This is a genomic window from Microbacterium sp. Z10_103, assembly GCF_058310455.1.
Window position 1 is genome coordinate 3244634 of sequence record NZ_JBZEGK010000001.1, and the last position, 20874, is coordinate 3265507.

At 69.3% G+C, this 20874-nt stretch carries 22 protein-coding genes; 10 read left to right on the top strand and 12 right to left on the bottom strand.

What is annotated here, in order from left to right; all coding sequences use genetic code 11:
- The first annotated feature begins 61 nt into the window (after nt 1-61).
- The 6 genes from AC4FS2_RS15755 to mnhG are packed head-to-tail and all read left to right on the top strand — an operon-like array spanning nt 62 to nt 6392.
- Nucleotides 62-2998: a Na+/H+ antiporter subunit A gene (locus AC4FS2_RS15755; protein WP_491155260.1), complete on the top strand. Its 2937-nt coding sequence runs from the start codon at nt 62-64 to the stop codon at nt 2996-2998.
- Nucleotides 2998-3564, top strand: a complete 567-nt coding sequence (locus AC4FS2_RS15760) for a Na(+)/H(+) antiporter subunit C (RefSeq protein ID WP_491155259.1) — start codon at nt 2998-3000, stop codon at nt 3562-3564. The genes AC4FS2_RS15755 and AC4FS2_RS15760 overlap by 1 nt, the downstream gene beginning before the upstream one ends.
- The gene (locus AC4FS2_RS15765) at nt 3561-5117 is read left to right on the top strand and encodes a Na+/H+ antiporter subunit D (RefSeq protein WP_491155257.1); all 1557 of its coding nucleotides are present in this window, start codon (nt 3561-3563) and stop codon (nt 5115-5117) included. The genes AC4FS2_RS15760 and AC4FS2_RS15765 overlap by 4 nt, the downstream gene beginning before the upstream one ends.
- Complete coding sequence (locus AC4FS2_RS15770; RefSeq protein ID WP_491155256.1) at nt 5114-5710, top strand: Na+/H+ antiporter subunit E; 597 nt, start codon at nt 5114-5116, stop codon at nt 5708-5710. Before AC4FS2_RS15765 ends, AC4FS2_RS15770 begins: the two co-directional genes overlap by 4 nt.
- Complete coding sequence (locus AC4FS2_RS15775) at nt 5707-5976, top strand: MrpF/PhaF family protein (protein WP_491155255.1); 270 nt, start codon at nt 5707-5709, stop codon at nt 5974-5976. Before AC4FS2_RS15770 ends, AC4FS2_RS15775 begins: the two co-directional genes overlap by 4 nt.
- Nucleotides 5973-6392, top strand: coding sequence for a monovalent cation/H(+) antiporter subunit G (mnhG, locus tag AC4FS2_RS15780; RefSeq protein WP_491155253.1), 420 nt, complete (start codon nt 5973-5975; stop codon nt 6390-6392). Before AC4FS2_RS15775 ends, mnhG begins: the two co-directional genes overlap by 4 nt.
- Before the next feature lie 163 nt (nt 6393-6555).
- Here the strand turns inward: mnhG and argG are convergent, their stop codons facing one another.
- Entirely contained in the window at nt 6556-7998 is a 1443-nt protein-coding gene (gene argG, locus AC4FS2_RS15785) for an argininosuccinate synthase (RefSeq protein WP_491155251.1), read from the bottom strand.
- A 303-nt stretch (nt 7999-8301) separates the two neighbouring features.
- Complete coding sequence (locus AC4FS2_RS15790; protein WP_491155249.1) at nt 8302-9015, bottom strand: Pr6Pr family membrane protein; 714 nt, start codon at nt 9013-9015, stop codon at nt 8302-8304.
- Between the two features lie 105 nt (nt 9016-9120).
- Between AC4FS2_RS15790 and AC4FS2_RS15795 the strand changes: the two genes are divergently transcribed.
- Together AC4FS2_RS15795 and AC4FS2_RS15800 are read left to right on the top strand one after the other, a co-directional pair.
- A complete protein-coding gene (locus AC4FS2_RS15795) occupies nt 9121-10410 on the top strand; it encodes an adenylosuccinate synthase (protein ID WP_491155248.1) in 1290 nt (429 codons plus the stop codon).
- The gene (locus AC4FS2_RS15800) at nt 10407-11618 is read left to right on the top strand and encodes a lactonase family protein (protein ID WP_491155246.1); all 1212 of its coding nucleotides are present in this window, start codon (nt 10407-10409) and stop codon (nt 11616-11618) included. Before AC4FS2_RS15795 ends, AC4FS2_RS15800 begins: the two co-directional genes overlap by 4 nt.
- 10 nt (nt 11619-11628) lie before the next feature.
- Here AC4FS2_RS15800 and AC4FS2_RS15805 read toward each other — a convergent pair whose 3' ends face one another.
- On the bottom strand, nt 11629-12750 hold the full coding sequence (locus AC4FS2_RS15805; protein ID WP_491155244.1) for an AI-2E family transporter: 1122 nt from the start codon (nt 12748-12750) through the stop codon (nt 11629-11631).
- 98 nt (nt 12751-12848) lie between these two features.
- On the opposite strand from AC4FS2_RS15805, the gene AC4FS2_RS15810 reads away from it, so the two are divergent.
- Nucleotides 12849-13160 (top strand): chorismate mutase, encoded by a 312-nt coding sequence (locus AC4FS2_RS15810; protein ID WP_491155243.1) that lies wholly within the window; start codon nt 12849-12851, stop codon nt 13158-13160.
- Nucleotides 13161-13264: 104 nt separating this feature from the next.
- On the opposite strand, the gene AC4FS2_RS15815 is transcribed toward AC4FS2_RS15810, so the two are convergent.
- The 9 genes from AC4FS2_RS15815 to AC4FS2_RS15855 form a co-directional block, all read right to left on the bottom strand.
- Nucleotides 13265-13963, bottom strand: a complete 699-nt coding sequence (locus tag AC4FS2_RS15815; RefSeq protein WP_491155241.1) for a hypothetical protein — start codon at nt 13961-13963, stop codon at nt 13265-13267.
- Nucleotides 13960-14877 (bottom strand): ABC transporter ATP-binding protein, encoded by a 918-nt coding sequence (locus tag AC4FS2_RS15820; protein WP_491155239.1) that lies wholly within the window; start codon nt 14875-14877, stop codon nt 13960-13962. The genes AC4FS2_RS15815 and AC4FS2_RS15820 overlap by 4 nt, the downstream gene beginning before the upstream one ends.
- Nucleotides 14874-15266 carry a GntR family transcriptional regulator gene (locus AC4FS2_RS15825; protein WP_491155238.1) on the bottom strand — a complete coding sequence of 131 codons (393 nt, stop codon included), beginning with the start codon at nt 15264-15266 and terminating at the stop codon, nt 14874-14876. The genes AC4FS2_RS15820 and AC4FS2_RS15825 overlap by 4 nt, the downstream gene beginning before the upstream one ends.
- A 225-nt stretch (nt 15267-15491) precedes the next feature.
- Complete coding sequence (locus AC4FS2_RS15830; protein WP_491155236.1) at nt 15492-16223, bottom strand: acyltransferase domain-containing protein; 732 nt, start codon at nt 16221-16223, stop codon at nt 15492-15494.
- The gene (locus AC4FS2_RS15835; protein ID WP_491155234.1) at nt 16220-17056 is read right to left on the bottom strand and encodes a class II fructose-bisphosphate aldolase; all 837 of its coding nucleotides are present in this window, start codon (nt 17054-17056) and stop codon (nt 16220-16222) included. Before AC4FS2_RS15835 ends, AC4FS2_RS15830 begins: the two co-directional genes overlap by 4 nt.
- Nucleotides 17053-18009, bottom strand: coding sequence for a 1-phosphofructokinase family hexose kinase (locus AC4FS2_RS15840; RefSeq protein ID WP_491155233.1), 957 nt, complete (start codon nt 18007-18009; stop codon nt 17053-17055). Before AC4FS2_RS15840 ends, AC4FS2_RS15835 begins: the two co-directional genes overlap by 4 nt.
- Nucleotides 18010-18019: 10 nt before the next feature.
- Nucleotides 18020-18145, bottom strand: coding sequence for a hypothetical protein (locus tag AC4FS2_RS15845; protein ID WP_491155231.1), 126 nt, complete (start codon nt 18143-18145; stop codon nt 18020-18022).
- Nucleotides 18142-19008: an ROK family protein gene (locus AC4FS2_RS15850; protein WP_491155229.1), complete on the bottom strand. Its 867-nt coding sequence runs from the start codon at nt 19006-19008 to the stop codon at nt 18142-18144. The genes AC4FS2_RS15845 and AC4FS2_RS15850 overlap by 4 nt, the downstream gene beginning before the upstream one ends.
- Nucleotides 19005-19880 (bottom strand): SIS domain-containing protein, encoded by an 876-nt coding sequence (locus tag AC4FS2_RS15855; RefSeq protein WP_491155227.1) that lies wholly within the window; start codon nt 19878-19880, stop codon nt 19005-19007. Before AC4FS2_RS15855 ends, AC4FS2_RS15850 begins: the two co-directional genes overlap by 4 nt.
- Nucleotides 19881-19990: 110 nt before the next feature.
- Between AC4FS2_RS15855 and AC4FS2_RS15860 the strand changes: the two genes are divergently transcribed.
- Nucleotides 19991-20800 carry a DeoR/GlpR family DNA-binding transcription regulator gene (locus tag AC4FS2_RS15860; RefSeq protein WP_491155225.1) on the top strand — a complete coding sequence of 270 codons (810 nt, stop codon included), beginning with the start codon at nt 19991-19993 and terminating at the stop codon, nt 20798-20800.
- Nucleotides 20801-20874 lie beyond the last annotated feature (74 nt).

Genomic DNA, 20874 nt, shown 5'->3' on the forward strand with positions numbered 1-20874 from the left:
GGATGGGGGTTACACCCCCAGAGACCCGGGCGCTTCTGCCCTCGACCCCGAGGAGGGCGTAATGCTGCCACTTCTCGGCGCGTTCTGTCTGGTTCCGCTTCTTCTGCCGTGGCTCGTCGCACGCATCGGTGAGCGGGCGTTCTACCTGGCCGCCGTGCTGCCGATCGTCGCGTTCGTCCACGCCGCGATGGCAACGCCCGCGGTGATGAACGGCGACATTCCGTTCGAGACATACGACTGGATCCCCGCCCTCGGCATCGAGATCTCGATGCGGATGGACACGCTCGGCTGGGTGCTCGCGCTCATCGTCACGGGCGTCGGAGCCCTCGTGATGCTCTACTGCCGCTGGTACTTCCGTGGCAAGACGGAGGGTGTCGGTCAGTTCTCCGCCGTCCTGCTCGCCTTCGCCGGCGCCATGTACGGCCTCGTCCTCACCGACGACATCGTGCTGCTCGTGATGTTCTGGGAGGTCACGAGCATCCTGTCGTACCTGCTCATCGGGTACTACCACGTCCGCGGTGCCAGCCGGCGCGCGGCGCTCCAGGCGCTCCTCGTCACGACCATCGGCGGCCTGGTCATGCTCGTCGGGGTCGTGCTGCTCGTCGTGGAGACCGGCACCACGAGTCTCTCCGGCATCCTCGAGATCGCCCCGACCGGCGCCGTCGTCGACGCATCCCTCGTCCTCCTCCTCGTCGGGGCGCTGAGCAAGTCCGCGATCTTCCCGTTCCACTTCTGGCTGCCCGGCGCCATGGCCGCCCCCACGCCGGTGAGTGCGTACCTGCACGCGGCGGCCATGGTGAAGGCCGGCATCTACCTCATCGCGCGGCTGGCCCCGATCTTCGCCCTCGCTGCGCCCTGGCGCCCGATCGTCATCTCCCTCGGGGTGTTCACGATGCTGCTGGGGGGCCTGCAGGCCCTCCGCGAGAGCGACCTCAAGCGCGTCCTCGCCTTCGGAACGGTCAGTCAGCTCGGATTCCTCACTGTCGTGCTCGGATATGGCACCCGGGAGGCCGCGCTCGCGGGCCTTGCGCTCCTCGTCGCCCACGCCCTGTTCAAGTCGTCGCTCTTCCTCGTCGTCGGCGTGATCGACCGTCAGCTGTCCACACGCGACATCGGCGAACTGAGCGGGGTCGGCCGCCAGGCGCCGGTTCTCGCGGTGTTCTCCTCGATCGCGGTCGCCTGTATGGCCGGGGTCATCCCCACCATCGGCTTCGTCGCCAAGGAGGGTGCGCTCACCGCCTTGCTCGAAGAGGCGGCGCACGGCGAGGCGTGGGGCCTGGTCGCCCTGCTCGGGGTCTCGCTCGGCTCGGTGCTCACCGCCGCCTACGGGCTTCGGTTCCTCTGGGGCGCCTTCGCGACCAAGCGCGACGCCGACGGAGCCCGCCGGGAGCCGACCGCGTGGCCCGACCCGCCGATGGGCTTCCTCGCGGCCCCGGTCGTCCTTTCGGCGCTCACGGTGGCAGCCGGCATCGCGACGCCGTGGATGGATGCTGTGCTGCAGCCGTACGCGCAGACCGCTCCGCCGGCGAGCCCGGGCCTGCCCACGCCCGAGGACGCGCCGCATCTGGCGCTGTGGCACGGGTTCGAGCCTGCGCTGTGGATCTCCCTGACGACCATCGCGCTCGGCATCGTCGTCTTCCTGCTCACGGCGCGGAAAGGCCGCTTCGCGACCGCACGCCTCGTTCCGTTCAGCGCGACGGACGTCTACAACGTCACGCTCCGCGGTGTGGCTCGCCTGGCGGTGTTCACGACCTCGCTCACGCAGCGCGGCTCGCTGCCGGTGTACGTCGGCACGATCTTCATCGTCTTCGTGGCCGCGGAAGGAACCGCCCTGCTGTCTTCTCCGGTGTGGCGCGCCGAGCTGGACGCCTGGCAGACGCCGGTGCAGCTGGCGGTCGCCCCGGTGATGATCGCCGCAGGCCTCCTCGCCGTCAACGCGCGGAAGCGCTACAGCGGCGTGGTCCTCGTCTCGGTGACGGGGTTCGGCATGGTCGTGCTGTTCGCCACGAGCGGGGCGCCCGACCTCGCGCTCACCCAGGTGCTCGTGGAGACCGTGACTCTGGTGGCCTTCGCGCTGGTGCTCCGCCGCATCCCGGCCCGGATGGGGGAGCACAACGCGTCGGTGTGGCCGATCGCGCGCGCCGTGCTGGCCGTCGCCGTCGGCGCCACCATGGCGCTCGTCGCGATCGTGGCCACCAGCGCGCGCGTCGACCGGCCCATCTCCGACTCGTGGCCGCTCCTCGCCTATGAGATCGGGCACGGCCGGAACGTGGTCAATGTCGCGCTGGTGGATCTGCGCGGATGGGACACGATGGGCGAGCTGTCGGTGCTCATCCTCGCGGCCACGGGCGTCGCATCCCTCGTCTTCGTCACGCACCGCGCCGACACGCTCTCGGAGTTCACCTCACCTCTGCCCCGACTGCGCTCACGCTCGCGGTCTCCGCTCGTCGAGACCGACGAAGGTCCGCGTCCGCGCACCGACGACACGAGTCACCGCCCCCAGACGTGGCTTCTGGGTGGCCAGAAGGTGCGACCGGAGAACCGCTCGATCGTGCTCGAGGTGATCGTCCGGGTCCTCTTCCACTCGATCATCATCGTGTCGCTGTACCTGCTGTTCGCGGGGCACAACCTTCCCGGAGGAGGGTTCGCCGGCGGCCTCGTCGCCGGTATGGCCCTGGTCATGCGGTACGTCGCCGGTGGCCGGTACGAACTGGGGGCCGCCGCGCCCGCCGACGCCGGACGCATCCTCGGTGCGGGGATGAGCCTGGCCGTCGGGTGCGCCGTGATCCCGCTCTTCTTCGGCCAGGCGCCACTGACGAGCGCCTTCTTCGAGGCGGAGCTGCCCGTGATCGGGCACCTCGAGTTCGTCACCTCGACGATCTTCGATGTCGGCGTGTACCTGGTGGTGATCGGCCTGGTTCTCGACGTGCTGCGGAGCCTCGGCGCCGAAGTCGATCGCCAGACCCAGGAGATGCGCGCGCGGGGGGTGCTGGCCTGATGACCGTGTCGCTCGTCCTCATCATCATCATGGGTGTGCTCTTCGCGTGCGGCGTCTACGCGATGCTCGAACGCAGCCTCACGCGCGTGCTCATCGGGTTCCTCCTGCTCGGAAACGGGGCCAACCTGCTGCTGCTCATCGTGATGGGCGACCCGGGGCGCGCCCCCTTCTCCGGGGGCGCCGACGATTCCGAGGCGGTGTCCGATCCACTCCCGCAGGCGCTGACCCTCACGGCCATCGTGATCACGTTCGCCGTCTCGGCCTTCCTCCTCGCGCTCATCTACCGTTCCTGGCAACTGGGTCAGGCCGACACGGTGCAGGACGACGAAGAGGATGTCGCGATCCGCGTGCGCCCGAGCGAAGAAGACGCCATGGACGTCGAGGTCGAAGACGAGGACGACGACGCCACCACCGACTTCGTCGGAATGGCCAGTTCGCCCATCCGGCTCCTGCACAGCAACGACCTGGCCGCCATCCGTGACGATGCTCCCTCCGACCGCCCCTATCGGCGGACGAAGGATGACGAGGAGCCCCCCCACGAGGACGACGACGGGGAGAACCGATGAGCGCCCTCGTCCCGCTGCTGGTCACCGTCCCCCTCTTCGGGGCGGCGATGGCCTTGATCGCCGGCCGCCACCGCAGAACCCAGGTGGCCGTCTCGATCACGACCCTGACATCGACCCTCATCATCGCCATGGTGCTGCTGGTGATGGTGGATGCCTCCGATGCGCCGCTGGCCGTCTCGGTCGGCGGCTGGCCGATCCCGTTCGGGATCGTGCTGTACGTCGACCGCCTGGCGGCCCTTCTCGTCGTCGTCTCCAGCCTCGTGCTGCTCGCCGTCCTCCTCTTCTCGGTCGGCCAGGGCGCGGAGGACGGGGATGACGACACCCCGGTGTCGATCTTCCATCCGTCGTATCTGATCCTGTCGGCGGGCATCTTCACAGCGTTCATCGCCGGCGACCTGTTCAACCTGTACGTCGGATTCGAGATCCTGCTCGTGGCGTCGTACGTGCTGATCACGCTCGGGAGCACCGAATCGCGCATCCGCACCGGGGTCGTCTACATCGTCGTCTCGCTGGTGTCGTCCATCCTTTTCCTCGCCTCGATCGCCGCCATCTACGGGGCGCTCGGAACGGTGAACATGGCTCAGCTCTCCGAGCGGATGAGCGAGTTGCCGCAGCAGACCCAGCTCGTTCTTCACCTGATGCTCCTGCTGGCCTTCGGGATCAAGGCCGCGATCTTCCCGCTGTCGTTCTGGCTCCCCGACTCCTACCCGACGGCGCCGGCGCCGGTCACGGCGGTGTTCGCGGGTCTCCTGACGAAAGTCGGCGTCTACGCGCTGATCCGCACCGAGACGCAGATCTTCCGCGACAGCGACGTGAACACGCTGCTGCTGATCGTGGCCTTGGCGACCATGATCGTCGGGGTCCTCGGCGCCCTCGCGCAGGCCGAACTCAAACGCATCCTGTCGTTCACGCTGGTCAGCCATATCGGCTACATGGTCTTCGGGCTGGCGATAGCCACACCCGCTGCGATCGGCGCGACCATCTACTACACCGTGCACCACATCGTGGTGCAGACGACCCTGTTCCTGGCCATCGGTCTCATCGAGCGGCGCGCCGGCAGCACCTCCATCCTGCGCGTGCGGGGCCTGATGCGCGCGACGCCGGTGATCGCGGTGCTCTATTTCATTCCTGCCATCAACCTCGGGGGTCTCCCGCCCTTCTCCGGCTTCATCGGCAAGTACGGCCTGTTCGACGCGGCCGCGGAGGTGGGCACGCCGCTCATGATCGTGCTCATCGTCGGCGGGATCGTGACGTCGCTCCTCACGCTGTACGCGCTCATGCGGGCGTGGAACCTGGCGTTCTGGCGCGAGGACGAGGACTCCTCCGAGACCGAGGCGCGCATCCAGTACCTGGGCTCAGCACCCGCCGCGGGCGTGCAGACCGAGCGCCGGGTGACCCCGCGCATCATGACCGCGGCGACGGCGGGGATGGTCGTGGTCACCGTGGCGCTGACCGTCTTCGCCGGTCCGATCTACGACGTCTGCGCCCGGATCGGGGAGACGCTGCTGGAGCCGATCAGCGTCGTGCAGGTCGAGCAGGGGGTGGAGGAATGAGCCCCACCCTGAAGCACATGCTCCACGCGACCTGGCGGCAACTGCCGTTCTTCGTCTGGTTGATCGCCCTGTGGATGCTGCTGTGGGGCCAGTTCACCGTGGTCTCTTTCGTCACGGGCCTGATCGCCGCGATCGCGGTCACCCGCGTCTTCCGGCTGCCCCCCGTGCAGCTCTCCGGCCGGGTGAACCTCTGGTACGGCGTGGTCTTCGTCGTCACCTTCTTGATCGACGTCGTCCGAGGATCCCTCATCGTGGCCGGGCAGGCATTGGACTTCCGCCGCCAGCCGGGCACGGCGATCATCGCGGTGCCGCTGCGTACGAACGACGACCTGATCATGACGCACGTGGGTGTCACGGCATCCCTCATCCCGGGCTCGTTGATCGTCGAAGCGGACCGGCACCGCCGCATCCTGTATCTGCACGTCCTGGGGGTGCGCTCGGATGACGACGTGGCGAAGCAACGCGCCACCGTCCTGCTGTTCGAGCGACGCATCGTGCGTGCGGTGGGTTCACGGGCGCAACTCGCCGAAGTCGGGGTCACCCCGCGAGGGCGCAGGGCCGCCGGATCGTCATCGAGAGGAGGGAGGGCATGAATCCTCTCCTCATCGCCATCTTCGTCCTCTTCACGGTGGCCGCGATCCTCACGCTGTGGCGGATCGTGATCGGGCCGTCGATCCTGGACCGGGCCGTGGCGTCGGACGTCCTCCTGACGGAGGTCCTGTGCGTTCTCGGGGCCGAGATGGCCATCAACCACCACACCCGCTCGTTGCCCATCATGCTCATCATCGCCGCGGTCGGGGTCTTCGGATCCGTGTCCATCGCCCGCTTCGTCGCGCGGAAGGACAACGCAGACCGATGACCACGTTCGCCGCCCTTTCCGCCCCCGCCGCTCTCGGCGCCGGGGCGACGACCGGCCCGCTGGATGCGTGGCTCGATGTCATCGTCCTCGTGCTCATCCTCGCCGGGGCGCTCCTGTGCCTGATCGCCGCCATCGGCATCCTTCGCTTCCGCGACGTTCCCACGCGTCTGCACGCGGCGACCAAGCCCCAGGTGCTCGGCCTCATGGTCATCTGCCTGGCTATCGCGCTGTCGCTGCGGTCGTGGCCCGTGGTGGCGTTCCTCGTGCCTGTCGTGCTTTTCCAGCTGGCGACAGCGCCCCTGTCGGCGCACATGGTGGGGCGTCAGGCCTATCGCAACGAGACACTCGACCGCACCAGCCTGTACGTCGATGAACTGCGGTCCGAGCAGGAGACCCCGCCCGCCTCCGGCGGCTGAGCCCGCGCGGGTCGTTGATGCCCGTGCCCGCGGGATGCGGCGTCCCGGGTGATGCGCGTGTCAGATCAGGCGTTTTGGCGGAGACAGGAGCATTCCGCTCGGATGCTCCTGATCTCACCGAATCTCCTGATCCGGGCGCGGTTCGTGACCCGGATGCGGCGGCTCAGTCGGTCCCGGAGTCGAAGGCCGCGGCCTCGCCGGCCGCGTCGGTCGCGTCGGCCAGCGCGGCGCGCGCAGCATCCGGGCGCATCGCCGGCTCGGTGATCTCGTCGGCCTCGCCCGCGGTGACGCTGCCCACGAGTTCGCCGGTCGGTCCGCCGATGAGGCCCATGCCCGCGTACTGCTCCAAGCGCGTGCGGGAGTCGGCGATGTCGAGGTTCCGCATGGTGAGCTGCCCGATACGGTCGGTCGGACCGAACGCGGCGTCTCCGACGCGCTCCATCGACAGCTTCTCCGGGCCGTAGGACAGGTGCGGCGCGGTGGTGTCGAGGATGGTGTAGTCCTCGCCGCGGCGCAGGCGCAGCGTGACCGAGCCGCTGATGGTGGATCCGACCCACGTCTGGATGGACTCGCGCAGCATGAGGGACTGGGGGTCGAGCCACCGACCCTCGTACATGAGGCGCCCCAGGCGTCGGCCCTGCTCGTGGTAGGTCGCGAGGGTGTCTTCGTTGAGGATCCCGTTGATGAGGCGCTCGTACGCGATGAAGAGGAGGGCCATGCCCGGGGCCTCGTAGACGCCGCGCGACTTCGCCTCGATGATGCGGTTCTCGATCTGGTCGCTCATGCCCAGGCCGTGCCGGCCGCCGATCGCGTTCGCCTCGCGGACGAGAGCGACGGGGTCGTCGAACCCGACGCCGTTGAGTGCCACCGGGCGGCCGCGCTCGAAGGTGACGGTGACATCCTCGGGGGCGATCTGGACCTCGGGGTCCCAGAACCGCACACCCATGATGGGTTCGACGGTCTCCAGCGACACGTCGAGGTGCTCGAGGGTCTTGGCCTCGTGCGTCGCGCCCCAGATGTTCGCGTCGGTCGAGTACGCCTTCTCGGCGCTGTCGCGGTACGGGAAGTCGTGGGCGATGAGCCACTCGCTCATTTCCTTGCGCCCACCGAGCTCGGTGACGAAGTCAGCATCCAGCCACGGCTTGTAGATGCGCAGCGCGGGGTTGGCGAGAAGGCCGTAGCGGTAGAACCGCTCGATGTCGTTGCCCTTGTAGGTGGACCCGTCGCCCCAGATGTCGACGCCGTCCTCCTTCATGGCGCGAACGAGCAGCGTCCCGGTGACGGCGCGTCCGAGCGGGGTCGTGTTGAAGTAGGTGCGCCCGCCGGAGCGGATGTGGAAGGCGCCGCACGCGAGAGCGACGAAGCCCTCCTCGACGAGCGCCGTCTTGCAGTCGACCAGGCGCGAGAGCTCGGCGCCGTATTCCAGGGCGCGGTCGGGGATCGAGGCGATGTCGTCCTCGTCGTACTGGCCGAGGTCGCCCGTGTAGGTGCAGGGCACCGCCCCTTTGTCGCGCATCCACGCCACGGCGACGGAGGTGTCGAGTCCTCCCGAGAAGGCGATGCCGACGCGCTCGCCGACGGGCAGGGTCTGGAGGACTTTGGACATACGCCCAATCCTAGTTTTCCTGCCTGGTCCGCGACGAACCGCCCCGCCTCGCGCCCCCGTCCACCGAACTCCTCGCCCCGGCCGAGGAGATCTGCCCAGGCGAGGGCGGGATCGCCGCATCCGGTCCTCTCTCCGGCAGATCACCTCGCGTCGGCCGACGCTGGGATGCTGCGGCGCAGGCCGCGGGAGCCACGGCGCGCGGCGGGGGAAGGAGCCCGAAGGGACGAGCTCGACGGGCGGGCTGAAGGGACGAGCTCGTAGGGCGGGCTGAAGGGCAGGCCGAACCACGGACCACCTCCCACCTCATCGTGCGGGAGTCGGCTCGACCGCTTTCTTGACGCGCAGCCGCAGGACGGCGACCAGCCCGAACGCGACGACGATGATGCCCACGGCGATCCCCACGATGTACGCGCCCACGCTCGGCCACCCGCCGCTGCCGTAGGGATCGAGGAAGGGGTAGGGGTACCAGTACGGCGTCCCCGAGGTGGGCGCCGTGATCAGCGGCGCGCGCAGCAGTGTGTACGCGATCCACGCGATCGGGAAGAGCACGGCGACGAAGGCCGCCCGCCACGGGGGGCGCCGGTGCCCGGTGCCGACGACGAGATCCGCGACGAGGAACAGCGGCGCCCAGACATGCATCACCTCGTTGGCCCACAGGACCGAGTCCGGTCCGATCGAGATGGCCCGCAGCAACAGGTTGTAGACGACCGCCGTGATGACGAGGTAGGTGGTGACGCAGACGAAGGCTCCCGACAGCACGGGCGGCTCCACCGCCTCCCGGCGTTGCCGCGGGAGGCGCGACAGGGCGGACCATCCGAGCACGACGGCGGCGGCGATGTTGGAGAGGATCGTGAAGAAGCTGAAGTAGTTCGCCGTCGTGGTCGGCACGTGCCGGCCATCGGCGATCGCGAAGCCGATCGTGGAGAACCCCTGCGCGACGACAGCCGCCGCGATCACCGCGGCCACCAGAAGGCGCGCGAGCATCCACCCTGTCGCCGCCGTCGCCGCCCTATCCATGCCGCTCACCCTATCCACGCACGACCTGCACCGATCGCGGTGAGGGAGCGTCGGGCGGCCTCGATAGGATGGGGTGTACCGCCGGAATCCACGCGAGGAGCGCACATGCCCGCAATCGTGATCATCGGAGTCCAGTGGGGGGACGAAGGCAAGGGAAAAGCCACCGATCTCCTGGGTGAGCGCACCGACTGGGTCGTCAAGTTCAACGGCGGCAACAATGCCGGCCACACCGTCGTCATCGGCGACGAGAAGTATGCGCTGCATCTGCTCCCCTCCGGCATCCTGTCGCCCGGGGTCATCCCCGTCATCGGTAACGGCGTGGTGGTCGATCTCGAGGTGCTGTTCAACGAACTCGAGGCGCTGAGCGCGCGAGGTGTCGATATCTCGCGGCTGCGGATCAGCGCGAACGCGCACATCATCACGCAGTACCACCGCACGCTCGACAAGGTCACCGAGCGATTCCTCGGCAAGCGTCAGATCGGCACGACGGGGCGTGGGATCGGCCCGGCCTACGCCGACAAGATCAACCGCGTCGGCATCCGCATCCAGGACCTGTTCGACGAGAACATCCTCCGCCAGAAGGTCGAGGGCGCTCTCGACCAGAAGAACCACCTGCTTCTGAAGGTCTACAACCGCCGCGCGATCGCGGTGGATGAGATCGTCGACGACCTCCTGTCGTACGTCGAGCGGATCCGTCCGATGGTCGCCGACACGTCGCTGCTGCTCAATGACGCACTGGATGCCGGTGACGTCGTCGTGTTCGAGGGCGGCCAGGCGACGATGCTCGATGTCGATCACGGCACGTATCCGTTCGTCACCTCCTCGTCGGCGACCGCGGGCGGCGCCGCGACCGGAGCCGGGGTCGGTCCGAACCGGCTGGACCGCATCGTCGGCATCGTGAAGGCGTACACGACCCGGGTGGGCTCCGGACCGTTCCCCACGGAGCTCTTCGACGAGTCGGGCGAGTGGCTGCGTTCGCGCGGCTTCGAATTCGGCACGACCACAGGCCGCCCCCGCCGCGTGGGCTGGTATGACGCGCCCGTCACGCGCTACGCGACGCGCATCAACGGCATCACCGACCTCGTTCTCACCAAGCTCGACATCCTCACGGGTCTCGACCGGATCCCGGTGTGCGTGGCGTATGAGATCGACGGCGAGCGGTTCGACGAGATGCCGGTGAACCAGACCGAGTTCCACCATGCCGCCCCGATCTACGAGTACTTCCCGGGCTGGAAGGCCGACATCTCCTCGGCGCGGACGTTCGAGGAGCTTCCGCTGGAGGCGCAGGATTATGTCCTGGCGCTGGAGGAGATGAGCGGCACGCGAATCTCGGTCATCGGCGTCGGCGCCGGCCGCGACGCCGTGATCGTGCGACACGACCTCGTCGACGGATGAGGTTCTGGGTCGGCGGGTACGGCGAGGACCACAACGGCGCTCCCGGTGAGGGCATCGGGATGCTGGTGGCGGGCGAAGCGGACTCCGCTTTGGCGGGCGGACCTCTCGCCTTCACCGGTACGGCCGTCGCCGCCCCTTCGCCGTCGTGGGTGACGGCGCATCCCACCCTCGACGTCGTCTACGCCACGCTCGAGGGCGCCGGGCAGGTCCAGGCTTTCCGCCGGGTCTCCGAAGACCGGCTGACCCCGCTCGGCACTCCCGTCGCCGCCGGCAGCGCGCCATGTCATGTCGCGGTGGCGCCCGAGGGCGGCTTCCTCCTGGTGAGCTGCTGGGGCGACGGACGCGTGGTGCGGGTGCCCCTCGGCGCTGACGGCGCGCTGGCCGACCCGCGCATCGCCCCCGCCGCGCTGGACCCCTACCGTCCTGGTGCTGCGGAGGCGGAGGAGGATGCGCGCGACCCCGCCCTCGCGGCCGCCGCCCAGGCCCTGCGCGAAGCCGCGGGCGAGGAGTACGCAGACCTCCTCCCGGACTACGACGAGGAGCGCGCCGAGAGGGCAGAGCCGGCCGAGCCGATGGCGGGTGCGGGTGCGGGTGACGCCGGTGACGAAGCGCGGACCTCACGCGCCCATGAGTCGCTGTTCCTGCCCGGCGGGGTCGTGGTGACGACCGACCTGGGCTTCGACCTCGTGCGCGTGTGGCACGCTGCGGGATCGGGCCTGCGCCGCGGGCAGCAGATCGCGCTGCCCCAGGGTTGCGGGCCGCGCCATATGGTGTGGCATCCGAGCGGCCACCTGTACGTCCTGACCGAGTTCACGCACGAGGTGTTCGTGCTCGCCCCCGACGCGGAAGGCGTGTGGCACGTGCGGGGCGGTGCGCCCGCCGCCCTCGGAGCACTCGACGGCGACACCGGCGCCGAGCTCGCCGCATCCCGCGACGGCCAGTTCCTCTACGCCGGCATCCGCGGAAGCGACACGATCGGGGTCCTCCGCGTGCGCGGTTCCGGCGAGGCGCTCGAGCCGGTGGCGCTCGTGGAATCAGGCGTGCAGCGGCCGCGACATCACGTCGTGGTGCGCGACACGTTGCTCGTGGCCGGGCAGAGTTCGAACGACGTCGTGTCGCTCTCCCTCGACCTGCGCACGGGAGTGCCCGGAGCGCTGCGCTTCCGCACCCCGGCTCCGGCCCCGACCTGCCTCCTGCCGACGCGCTGACCGCGCGGGGCTAGAGCTTCGCGTCCTGTCGGGGGATGATGACCTGCTTGATGATGAGCAGGATCGAAGCGGTCACGGGGATGGCGACCAGCGCGCCGAGCAGTCCGAGGAGCGTCCCCCCGACGAGCGCCCCGATGACCACGAGCGCCCCCGGGACGGAGATCGCGCGGTTCATGACGCGCGGGGTGAGCACGTATGCCTCGATCTGCATGTAGATGAGGTACACGATGGCGAAGACGAGGGCCGCAGTCGGGTTGCTGAATAGCGCCAAGAGCCCGCCGATGATCCAGAACAGGACCGATCCCACGAGCGGGATGAGGGTCAACCCGAAGGCGACGACGGCCATCAGCGCAGGGAAGGGCAGTCCCAGGAGTAAGTAGAGGAGGAAGGCGAGCGTGGCGTTGCAGAAGGCCAGAACGACCATGCCCATGAGATAGCCCCCGACCGAGTTCGTGATCTCGTCGGTCATTTCAGAAACGCGGCTGCGGTTGCGCGCGGGGACCAGACGCACGAACGACGTCTTGATGGAGGGCAGCGACGCGAGGAAGTACAGGCTCAGAACCAGGACGATGATCACCCCCGAGATGACCGTGGCGATGGTGACGCCGACTTTCAGCACGCCACCACCGATCGCGGCGATGTTGGCGGGGTCGGTGACGAAATTCTGCACATCGCCGAGCAGGTTGCTGACGCTCTCGCCGAACGTGTTCTCCAGCCACGCGTAGATGTCGCTCTTCATGAAGTCGCTGACCAGGGACGGTACGTCGCTGACGAACTGGCTGATCTGGCGCGCGACGGTGGGGATGATGAGGCCCAGCACGGCCGCCAGCACCACCGCGAATCCTGCGAACACGACGGCGATGGACCATCCGCGGGCCAGCCCGTGCCGACCGAGGAATCGGACGACCGGATCCAGTCCGAGAGCGACGAACAGCGCGAAGACGACGTAGATGAGAACCGTCGACAGATGCGAGACGGCGAGACCCAGGACGAGCGCCACCAGGCCGCCCAGAGTGAGGAAGAACCCGGCGCCGAACGGGCTGGCGAGGTTGGCCCAGATGGGCTTCGCGACGCGGGAGCCCGCCGGTGCAGCGGGCGGTGGAGCGGAAGCGTCCTCGGTCGCGTCGGTCATGGGTCACACTTTAGGCGGGGCGATTCGCCGCGGGCAGGGCCGTTGGCCGCGGAACGGCGTCTGCCTCAGCCGGTATCGTCGGACGCGGGAGGACGCCAATGACCGATTCGTTCCCGACCTCTGTCGATCCGCGCGAGGTTCTCGTTGGGCTGCGCGGGAGCATCGACAATATCGACGCCGCGCTCATCTTCCTGCTGGCCGAGCGGTTCCGCTGCACCAAGCAGGTCGGGGTGCTCAAGGCCCAGCACGGGATGCCGGCGTCCGATCCCGCGCGGGAGGAGCAGCAGATCGCTCGGCTCAAGCGCCTGGCGGGCGAGGCCGACCTGGACCCCGAGTTCGCCGAGAAGTGGTTCAACTTCGTGGTGGCCGAGGTCATCCGCCACCACACCGCCGCCGCCGGAAGCGTCTGAGCCGCCGCATCCGCCGCGAGAAACGAAGATCCGGGTGAGACACGACGCGACGCGTCATGTCTCACCCGGGATGTGGTTTCTCGGCGCTCCGGATGCGGATGCGGTCAGGGGACGAGGCGGCGGAACATCGGGAACGCGCTGAGCGCGAGCACGGCGGTGAGCAGCAGCATCCAGAGCGTGAGGTTCAGCGAACCCTGCGTGGCAAGCCAGCCGAAGACCTCCGCCCACGCCTGTGCCTGCCCGATGAGCCACAGGATGCCCAGGAGCACCACGCCGACCCCCACCAGCGCGATCGTCAGGCCCATCGGTCCGAACCGCTTGTAGATCGTGGCCGCCCAGAAGCCGATGACGAAGAAGAACATCGCCACCACGAAGAAGAACAGGCCCGCAGCCAGAGCCCCCTGCTCCCAGATCCAGTCGAGGCGGAAGAAGTACCCGTTCATGCCCCAGCCGTCGGTGACCCCTTCGAGAAGACCGCCGAGCACGAACACGATCGCCATGATGAGAGCGGTCAATGCCGCTGTCAGCAGGGTGCCGAGGTAGAACTCGCGCCGCGTCACGCTCATCGCCTGCGAGAACGGGAAGCTGAGGGTCAGCGAGTACACGCCGACGGCCAGGAAGTACCACAGCGGAGCCTGGGCGCCGCCCCCGTACATGTTGACCTCCACCCCGGCGGAGGAGTGCAGGATCGCGTAGATCGCGAGGGTGATCACCAGCGATCCGCCGAGGATGATCAGCGGGATCCAGATGAAGGTCTGACGGTTCATCAGTTGCATCTGGATGACGCGCAGCGTGCGGTTCATCGGAGGGCTCCTTCCTCGGTGGCGGATGCGGCGGCACCGGTGGATGCCTCCTTCTGCGTGACGCGGACGATGAGCTGCTGCAGCGAGACGGGCGTGGCATCCAGTCCCGCCGCAGCCAGCCGCTCGCGGTCGGCTGCAGTGAGGGCGCCGAGCACCGTCACCGACGAGACTCGTCCCAGCGCCTCACGGTGCAGGACTTCCCGTCCGGCGACGAAGGCGTCGACCGCGGCGGTGTCGCCGACGATGTTGGCGGCGCGATCGCGCACGGCATCCGTGTCGTCGTCCATGACGATGCGTCCGCGATCGATCACGATGACCTTCTCGATGAGATTGGAGACCTCGTCGATGAGGTGGCTGGAAAGCACCACGGTGCGCGGGTGCTCGGTGTAGTCCTCGAGGAGCCGGTCGTAGAAGATCTGGCGCGCGACGGCGTCCAGGCCCAAGTAGGGCTCGTCGAAGAACGTTACTTCGGCGCGGGCGGCGAGCCCGATGATGACGCCCACGGCCGACAGCTGCCCGCGGGAGAGCTTCTTGATGCGCGTCTTCATCGGGAGCTGGAACTCGTCGATCAGCTGCTCGGCGAAGTCTTGGTCCCAGTTCGGGAAGAAGAGGCGGGCGGTGCGGAAGGCGTGGCGCGGCACCGCGTCGTCGGGGTACTTCTGACCCTCACGCACGAAGCACATGCGCGACAGCACGCGCGCATTCTCGTAGGGATGCTCCCCGAAGACGCGCACGTCGCCGGAGGTGGCGAAGTTCTGCGCGGTCAGGATCGACATGACCGTCGTCTTGCCCGCGCCGTTGCGGCCCAGCAAGCCGTAGATCTTGTCCTTCTCGATGGAGAAGCTCACGTCGTTGACGGCGACGGTGTCGCGATAGCGCTTGGTGAGGTTGCTCACCTCGATCACGGCGGTCATGACGCTGTCCTTTCACTAGAGGTGTCCGCGGAACCGGCGGCGCGGTCGCGGATGAGAGCGGTGAGGTCATCGGGTCCGAGCCCGAGCTTGCGCGCTTCGAGGAGCAGCGGCTCGACGAAGCGGTCGGCGAATGCGGTGCGGCGTTCGGCGAGCAGGAGGTCGCGCGCGCCGGGCGCCACGAACATCCCGATGCCGCGTCGTTTGTACAGCACGCCCTTGTCGACGAGCATGTTCACTCCTTTGCCGGCGGTGGCGGGGTTGATGCGGTAGAAGGCGGCGAGCTCGTTGGTCGACGGCGCCTGGCCCTCTTCGGGCAGGCTGCCATCGATGATGGAGTCTTCGACGCTCTCCGCGATCTGGAGGAAGAGCGCTCTGCCTTCTTCGATCACGTGCCCTCCGTTGCTTGGTTACTTACTTCAGTAACTAACCATGGAGCCGCGCGGCGTATTTGTCAAGCGCGTCCCTGCGCGCCGGCCGACGCGCCCGCTCGCCGAGAAACGACGTTCCGGACGAAAAACGACGCAGCGCGTGGTTTCTCAGCCGGAATGTCGTTTCTCGTGGGGGCCGCGCGCTCCGGCGCCGGGCTGGAGGCGGGTGACGCGGGGCGCGGAAAATCAGGCCGGGATGGTTCCGGTGGGCTCGGTCCATCCGCCGCCGGCGCGGAGCCGCGACGCGACGACGACCTCCAGCCGCGACCGCGGGACGACAAGGGCCGGATCGAGGACATCCCGGAGCGGCCGACGGAAGACGAACTTGCAGACGGCCTCGCTGGCAGAGAGCGCGGGCGCGGTCGCGGCGACCAGGTCGAACCGCTTCGCGAAGGCGGCGATGTTGCTGCCGGGGAGCTCCGTCCGCAGGACCGGATCCAGGAGCCAGCTGGTGCAGCAGAATCGGCTCGCGCCGGTGAGCTCGGCTGCCGCCTTCAGCGACGCGTCGACGGCGCCCGGCAGGAGCGGCCCCGTCTCCGGCACGTGGAGTGCGAACCCGTGCTCGGTCTCGGTGCGCTCGATCTGGAGACGGCCGACCTCGACGACGTCTCCCCGCAGGATGCTGAAGAGCCAGGGCAGAACCCGGTCCGCGCCGTACAGCGCGTGCTTGCGGCCGACGTCGAGCAGGCTCGCGAGCGTCATGCGCTCGGGGATCCCTTCCCGGCGGTGGCGGGCGAGGGCATCGGGAACCACCGCGACGAGCGCGCCGAGGATGTCGTCGCTTCGCATCTGCGGGAGGCCCATGGCCTCCGGCAGCGGAGGTGCCGCCGCGATGAGCCTGCGGAACTCCTCGACGACGCCGGCGTCGGCCGGCCTGAGGAGGGGAGGCAGGCCCAGGAGCGCCGCCGCGTCAGTCATGCCGCGCCCAGGAGCTGCAGGATGCGGGCGATCTCCGAGGCCACCGCCGCCCGCCCCGGGGCGATGTAGGCGCGTGGATCGACGAGATCGGGCGCAGCGCCGAGGGCCGACCGTGCCGCGTCGGTGAACAGGACGTTGAGGTGCGTGGAGATGTTGATCTTCGTCATGCCCGACCGAACGGCTCCGAGGAGCTCGTCGTCCGAGAGCCCCGACGACCCGTGGAGGACGAGCGGGACCGGCACCGAGCGCGCCGTCCGTTCGATCAGGGCGGTGTCGACGGCAGCCTCGCGCGAGGTCATCGCGTGGGAAGTGCCGACGGCGACGGCCAGCCAGTCCACCCCGGTGGCAGCGACGAAACGAGCCGCGTCTTCGGGATCGGTGCGCACACCGGGAGCGTGCACGCCATCCTTGCCCCCGACCTCGCCCAGCTCGGCTTCGACGAGCACGCCGTGGTCGTGGCAGAAGCGGGTCACGTCGCGGGTGGCCGCGACGTTGTCCTCGTACGGCAGGGTCGACGCGTCGAACATGACGCTCTGGATGCCGAGGCCCACGGCTTCGCGCACCAGTTCCGCATCGTCGGCGTGGTCGAGGTGAACGAGGGCGGGTACCGACAGTGAGCGCGCGATGCTGAGGGTGGCCAGCGCCAGCGGCGCCAGCGAACCGTGGTACGCGACGCAGTTCTGGCTGATCTGGAAGATCACGGGCATGCCGGCCTGCTCCGCGCCGGCGGCGATGGCCTCCGCATGCTCCAGGAGCACGACATTGAAGGCGCCGATCCCTGTGCCGCTGCCGCGGGCGTCGGCGACGAGGTCGGTGGCGGTCCGGGCGCTCATGGAACCCTCCGTTCCGAGGTCGGACGAGGAAGCAGAGCGAGCGGCGGGAGTCCCACGCTCGCACTCAGGTCGGGAAGATGGTCGAGGTCGATCTCGCCCGCGACCGGATGCAGGACCGCTGCGGCGCCGGCGACGGCCGCCCAGGCCAGCGCCGCCTCCAGGTCGGCGCCCTCCGCGACAGCGGCGATGAATCCCGCCGTGGCCGCATCCCCGGCGCCGGTGGGATTTCCCGTGACTCCCGGAATGGCGGCCTGCTCGACGGTGCTGCCGTCGGGGCGCCGCAGAAGCAGCCCTTCCTCACCGCGCGACATGATCACGCTCGAGCCGCCGCGCCCGAGGCGCCCGAGCGCGCGGGTTGTGTCGTCGTCCGCCGTCGCGTCGCGCACCTCCTGCCGGTTGGCCTTGACCACGTCGGCGCCCGCGTCGGCGGCCGCGAGGAGGAGCGGCCCGCTCGTGTCCACGAGCACACGCGCGCGTCGGTCGTGCACGCCGGAGATGAGTCCTGCACAGTGCGCGTCGGTCGTTTCTGGGGGAAAGGATCCGGCCACCACGACCCAGTCCCCGGGGCGCAGGGCTGCTTCGACGCCGGCGCGCAGGTCGTCCCATTCGGCGTCCGTCAGCGTGGGGCCGGGCTCAGCGAGGAGGGTCGGATGCGCGATGCCGTCGACGACGGCAACGGTCGTTCGCGTCTCACCGGCGATCGGGACGGTCGTCGCGGAAAGGCCATCGTGGGAGAGGGCCTGGTCGACCCACCACCCGGCGTCGCCGCCGAGCGGCTGCACCGCCGCCACGTCTCGCCCGAGTGTGCGAAGAACGCGTGCCACGTTGAGTCCCTTGCCGCCCGGCCGCCGCCGCACGCTTCGAACGCGAACGGTCGCACCGACGATCTGGCGGTCGACAGTGTAGGTGACGTCGACCGCGGGGTTGGGCGTCACCGTCAGGATGCGAGCCATCGTCCCGCCTTCATGGCGCGCATCGTCCGTTCGCCCCGAAGGCGACGAGGTCTGCGGAGGCGCCCGCCCGCAGCGACGGAACCGGCAGGCCGAAGGCCGGTGCCGCCACGACGAACGGTTCGGCGGCCTCGCTCATTGCGGCCCCGAGGCGAGCAGCGTCGCACCCAGTGCGGCCGCACGATCTCCCAGTCGCGCGGTGCGGAGAGCCGGTCTGCGCAGCATCCCGAGCCGCCGGTCGAGGGCGTGGGCGAGGGGGGCGACCAGCTCCGGCCCGGCGAGCGCGAGACCGCCGCCGAGCACGATCGTCTCCGCGCCGGTGGTCGCGACGAGGCCCGCGAGAGCATCCGCCAGAACGTCGACCGTCTCATGCCACGCCCGCCGGGCAGTCGCGTTGCCCTGCTGGACCCCGGTGAGGACGGCGCGAGCGTCGGGCAGCCCGGCGCGGCGCGCGGTCCCGGATGCCGACGCCACCTCTTCGACCCTCAACCCCGCGAAGGGTCCGGCGGGGATGAGGAGCTGACCGATCTCGCCCGCCCACCCGCCGCTGACCAGGGGGCTTCCGCCCACGAGGACGGCGGCGGCGATCCCCGTGCCGATGGGGACGAACGCGAGGATGCCCGCGTCGCCGGACGCCGCGCCCCAGCGTGCCTCCGCGAGTGCGCCCGCGCGGACGTCGTGGCCGAATCCGATGTGGCGATCCAACCGACGCTCCAGCAGGGCGGCAAGGGGAAGATCCTCCCACCCGAGGTTCGCCGACGAAACGGCCCTGCCTGCGTGCTCATCGACGATCCCGGGCACCACGACCCCCAGCGGGAGGCGTGGTGCATCGTCGAATTCTTCGAGAAGCCGGGCGACGGTGTCCACGACTCCGGCACCCGTCGGGTCGGGCGCGATGGTGGCTGTTCGCGACTCGGCGTGCACGACGCCGGCGTCATCGGCGACCACTGCTTTCACGGTCGTCCCGCCGACGTCGATCCCGATGGCGCGAGGGGTGGTCACGCCAGGATGACGGAGCGGGTCAGCGAGCGGGGATGGTCGGGGTCGAGTCCCTTGGACTTCGCCAGCGCGACGGCGAAGCGCTGCGCCACGATCAGGCGCGCCAGCGGATCGAGATCGTGCTCGACGAACGTCGCGCCGGTGGCCGCCACCTCCGCACTCAGCCCCTCCGGTGTTCCGCCGAGACTCCACACCAGTCGGCCGGGCTGCGCGATGGAGATGGGGCCGTGCCGGTAGTCCATCGCCGGGTACGACTCCGCCCAGGCCTGCGCGGCCTCGCGCGTCTTCAGCGCCGCTTCGTAGGCGAGCCCGATCGGCCAGCCGGTGGCGACGAAGGTGCACTGGTCGGCGCCGACCAACGCGGCGACATCGATGTCGAGGGCGGCCTCGGCATCGGAGATGGCGCGGTCGAGATCGTCGCCGAACGACGCGCGCAGGAGCGCGATGACGCTGGTGGCGAAGCGGGTCTGCACGACCGACTGCTCGTCCGCGAAGTCGAGCACGACCACCTCGTCGGCCGGCACGGTGGCCGGGGAGTCCGGCACGGCCGTGATCACGGTGGTCGGAGTGTCGAGGCGCTGCAGCAGCTCGACGACCTCCGTCGTGGTTCCGGATCGCGAGATCGCGACGACCCGGTCGTATCGGCGGGATGCGGGGAATTCACTGGCCGCGAAGGCATCCGATTCCCCGAGCCCGAGCTCCTCGCGCCGAGCGGCGGCGGCCATCGCCACGAACCAGCTCGTTCCGCATCCGACGAACGCGACGCGCTCGCCGGATGCGGGGAGCGCGTCGGTCACCGTCGCAGCCAGCCGCACCGCCTCGGACCAGGTGTGCGGCTGTGAGGCGATCTCGTCGTCGACGAAGGTGTGGCTCATGGTCTTCTTCCTGAGGAGCAGATCAATACTGATCGATTAGGAGCAATTTGAGCAGAACCAATCACACGAGTCAACCGGACCTGTGTCAGCATGGGCGGGGGAGGCTGGTCATGCACCAACAACAGCGGCTCAATCTCGTGCTCGAGCTCGTCAGCGAACGCAGCAACGTCACGATCGCAGACGTGAGCGATCTTCTCGGCGTGTCCACCGCGACCGCGCGGCGCGATCTGAACACTTTGGCCGAGCAGCGGCTGGTCACGCGCACGCACGGCGGTGCCACGGCACTGGGATCGGGCTACGAGCTGCCGCTGCAGTACAAGATCGCGCGACAGGCCGACGCCAAGCTGGCGATCGCACGCGCTGTGGAGGCACTCATCCCCCCGGGTGCAACGGTGGGGATGAACGGTGGGACCACCGTCACGGAGGTGGCACGCGCCCTCGGGCGCAGCGAGCGCCTGCACTCCGTGGGCGGGGAGCCGGGAGTCACGATCGTCACCAACGCCCTGAACATCGCCTTCGAGTCGTCGGTGCGCGAGAACATCAAGATCGTCGTGACTGGAGGAGTGCCGCGCCGGCAGTCCTACGAACTCATCGGGCCCCTGGTGGGGAGGTCTCTGCACGACTTCAGTCTCGACATCGCCCTTCTCGGTGTCGATGGGCTCACGGCGGAGTTCGGCGCCACGACGCTCCACGAAGGCGAGGCGGACGCCAGCCGCCAGATCGCCGCCGTCGCACGGCGCGTGATCGTGGCGGCCGATCAGACGAAGATCGGCCGGACGACGTTCGCCCGCATTTGCGCCCTCGACGATGTGGACACCCTCGTCACGGACGGTGCGCTGCCCCCGCGGGCCGCGGCGCAGTTCGAGAAGGCCGGCGTGGAGATCATCGTGGCGCCCCCGGTTTCGCACGGCGCGCGCTGAGGCGTAGCTCCGCCCGAGCGCGCGCCGCGGTCGCTCATTTCGGGGCGACCGCCCGCCACTGGGCGGTCCGGCAA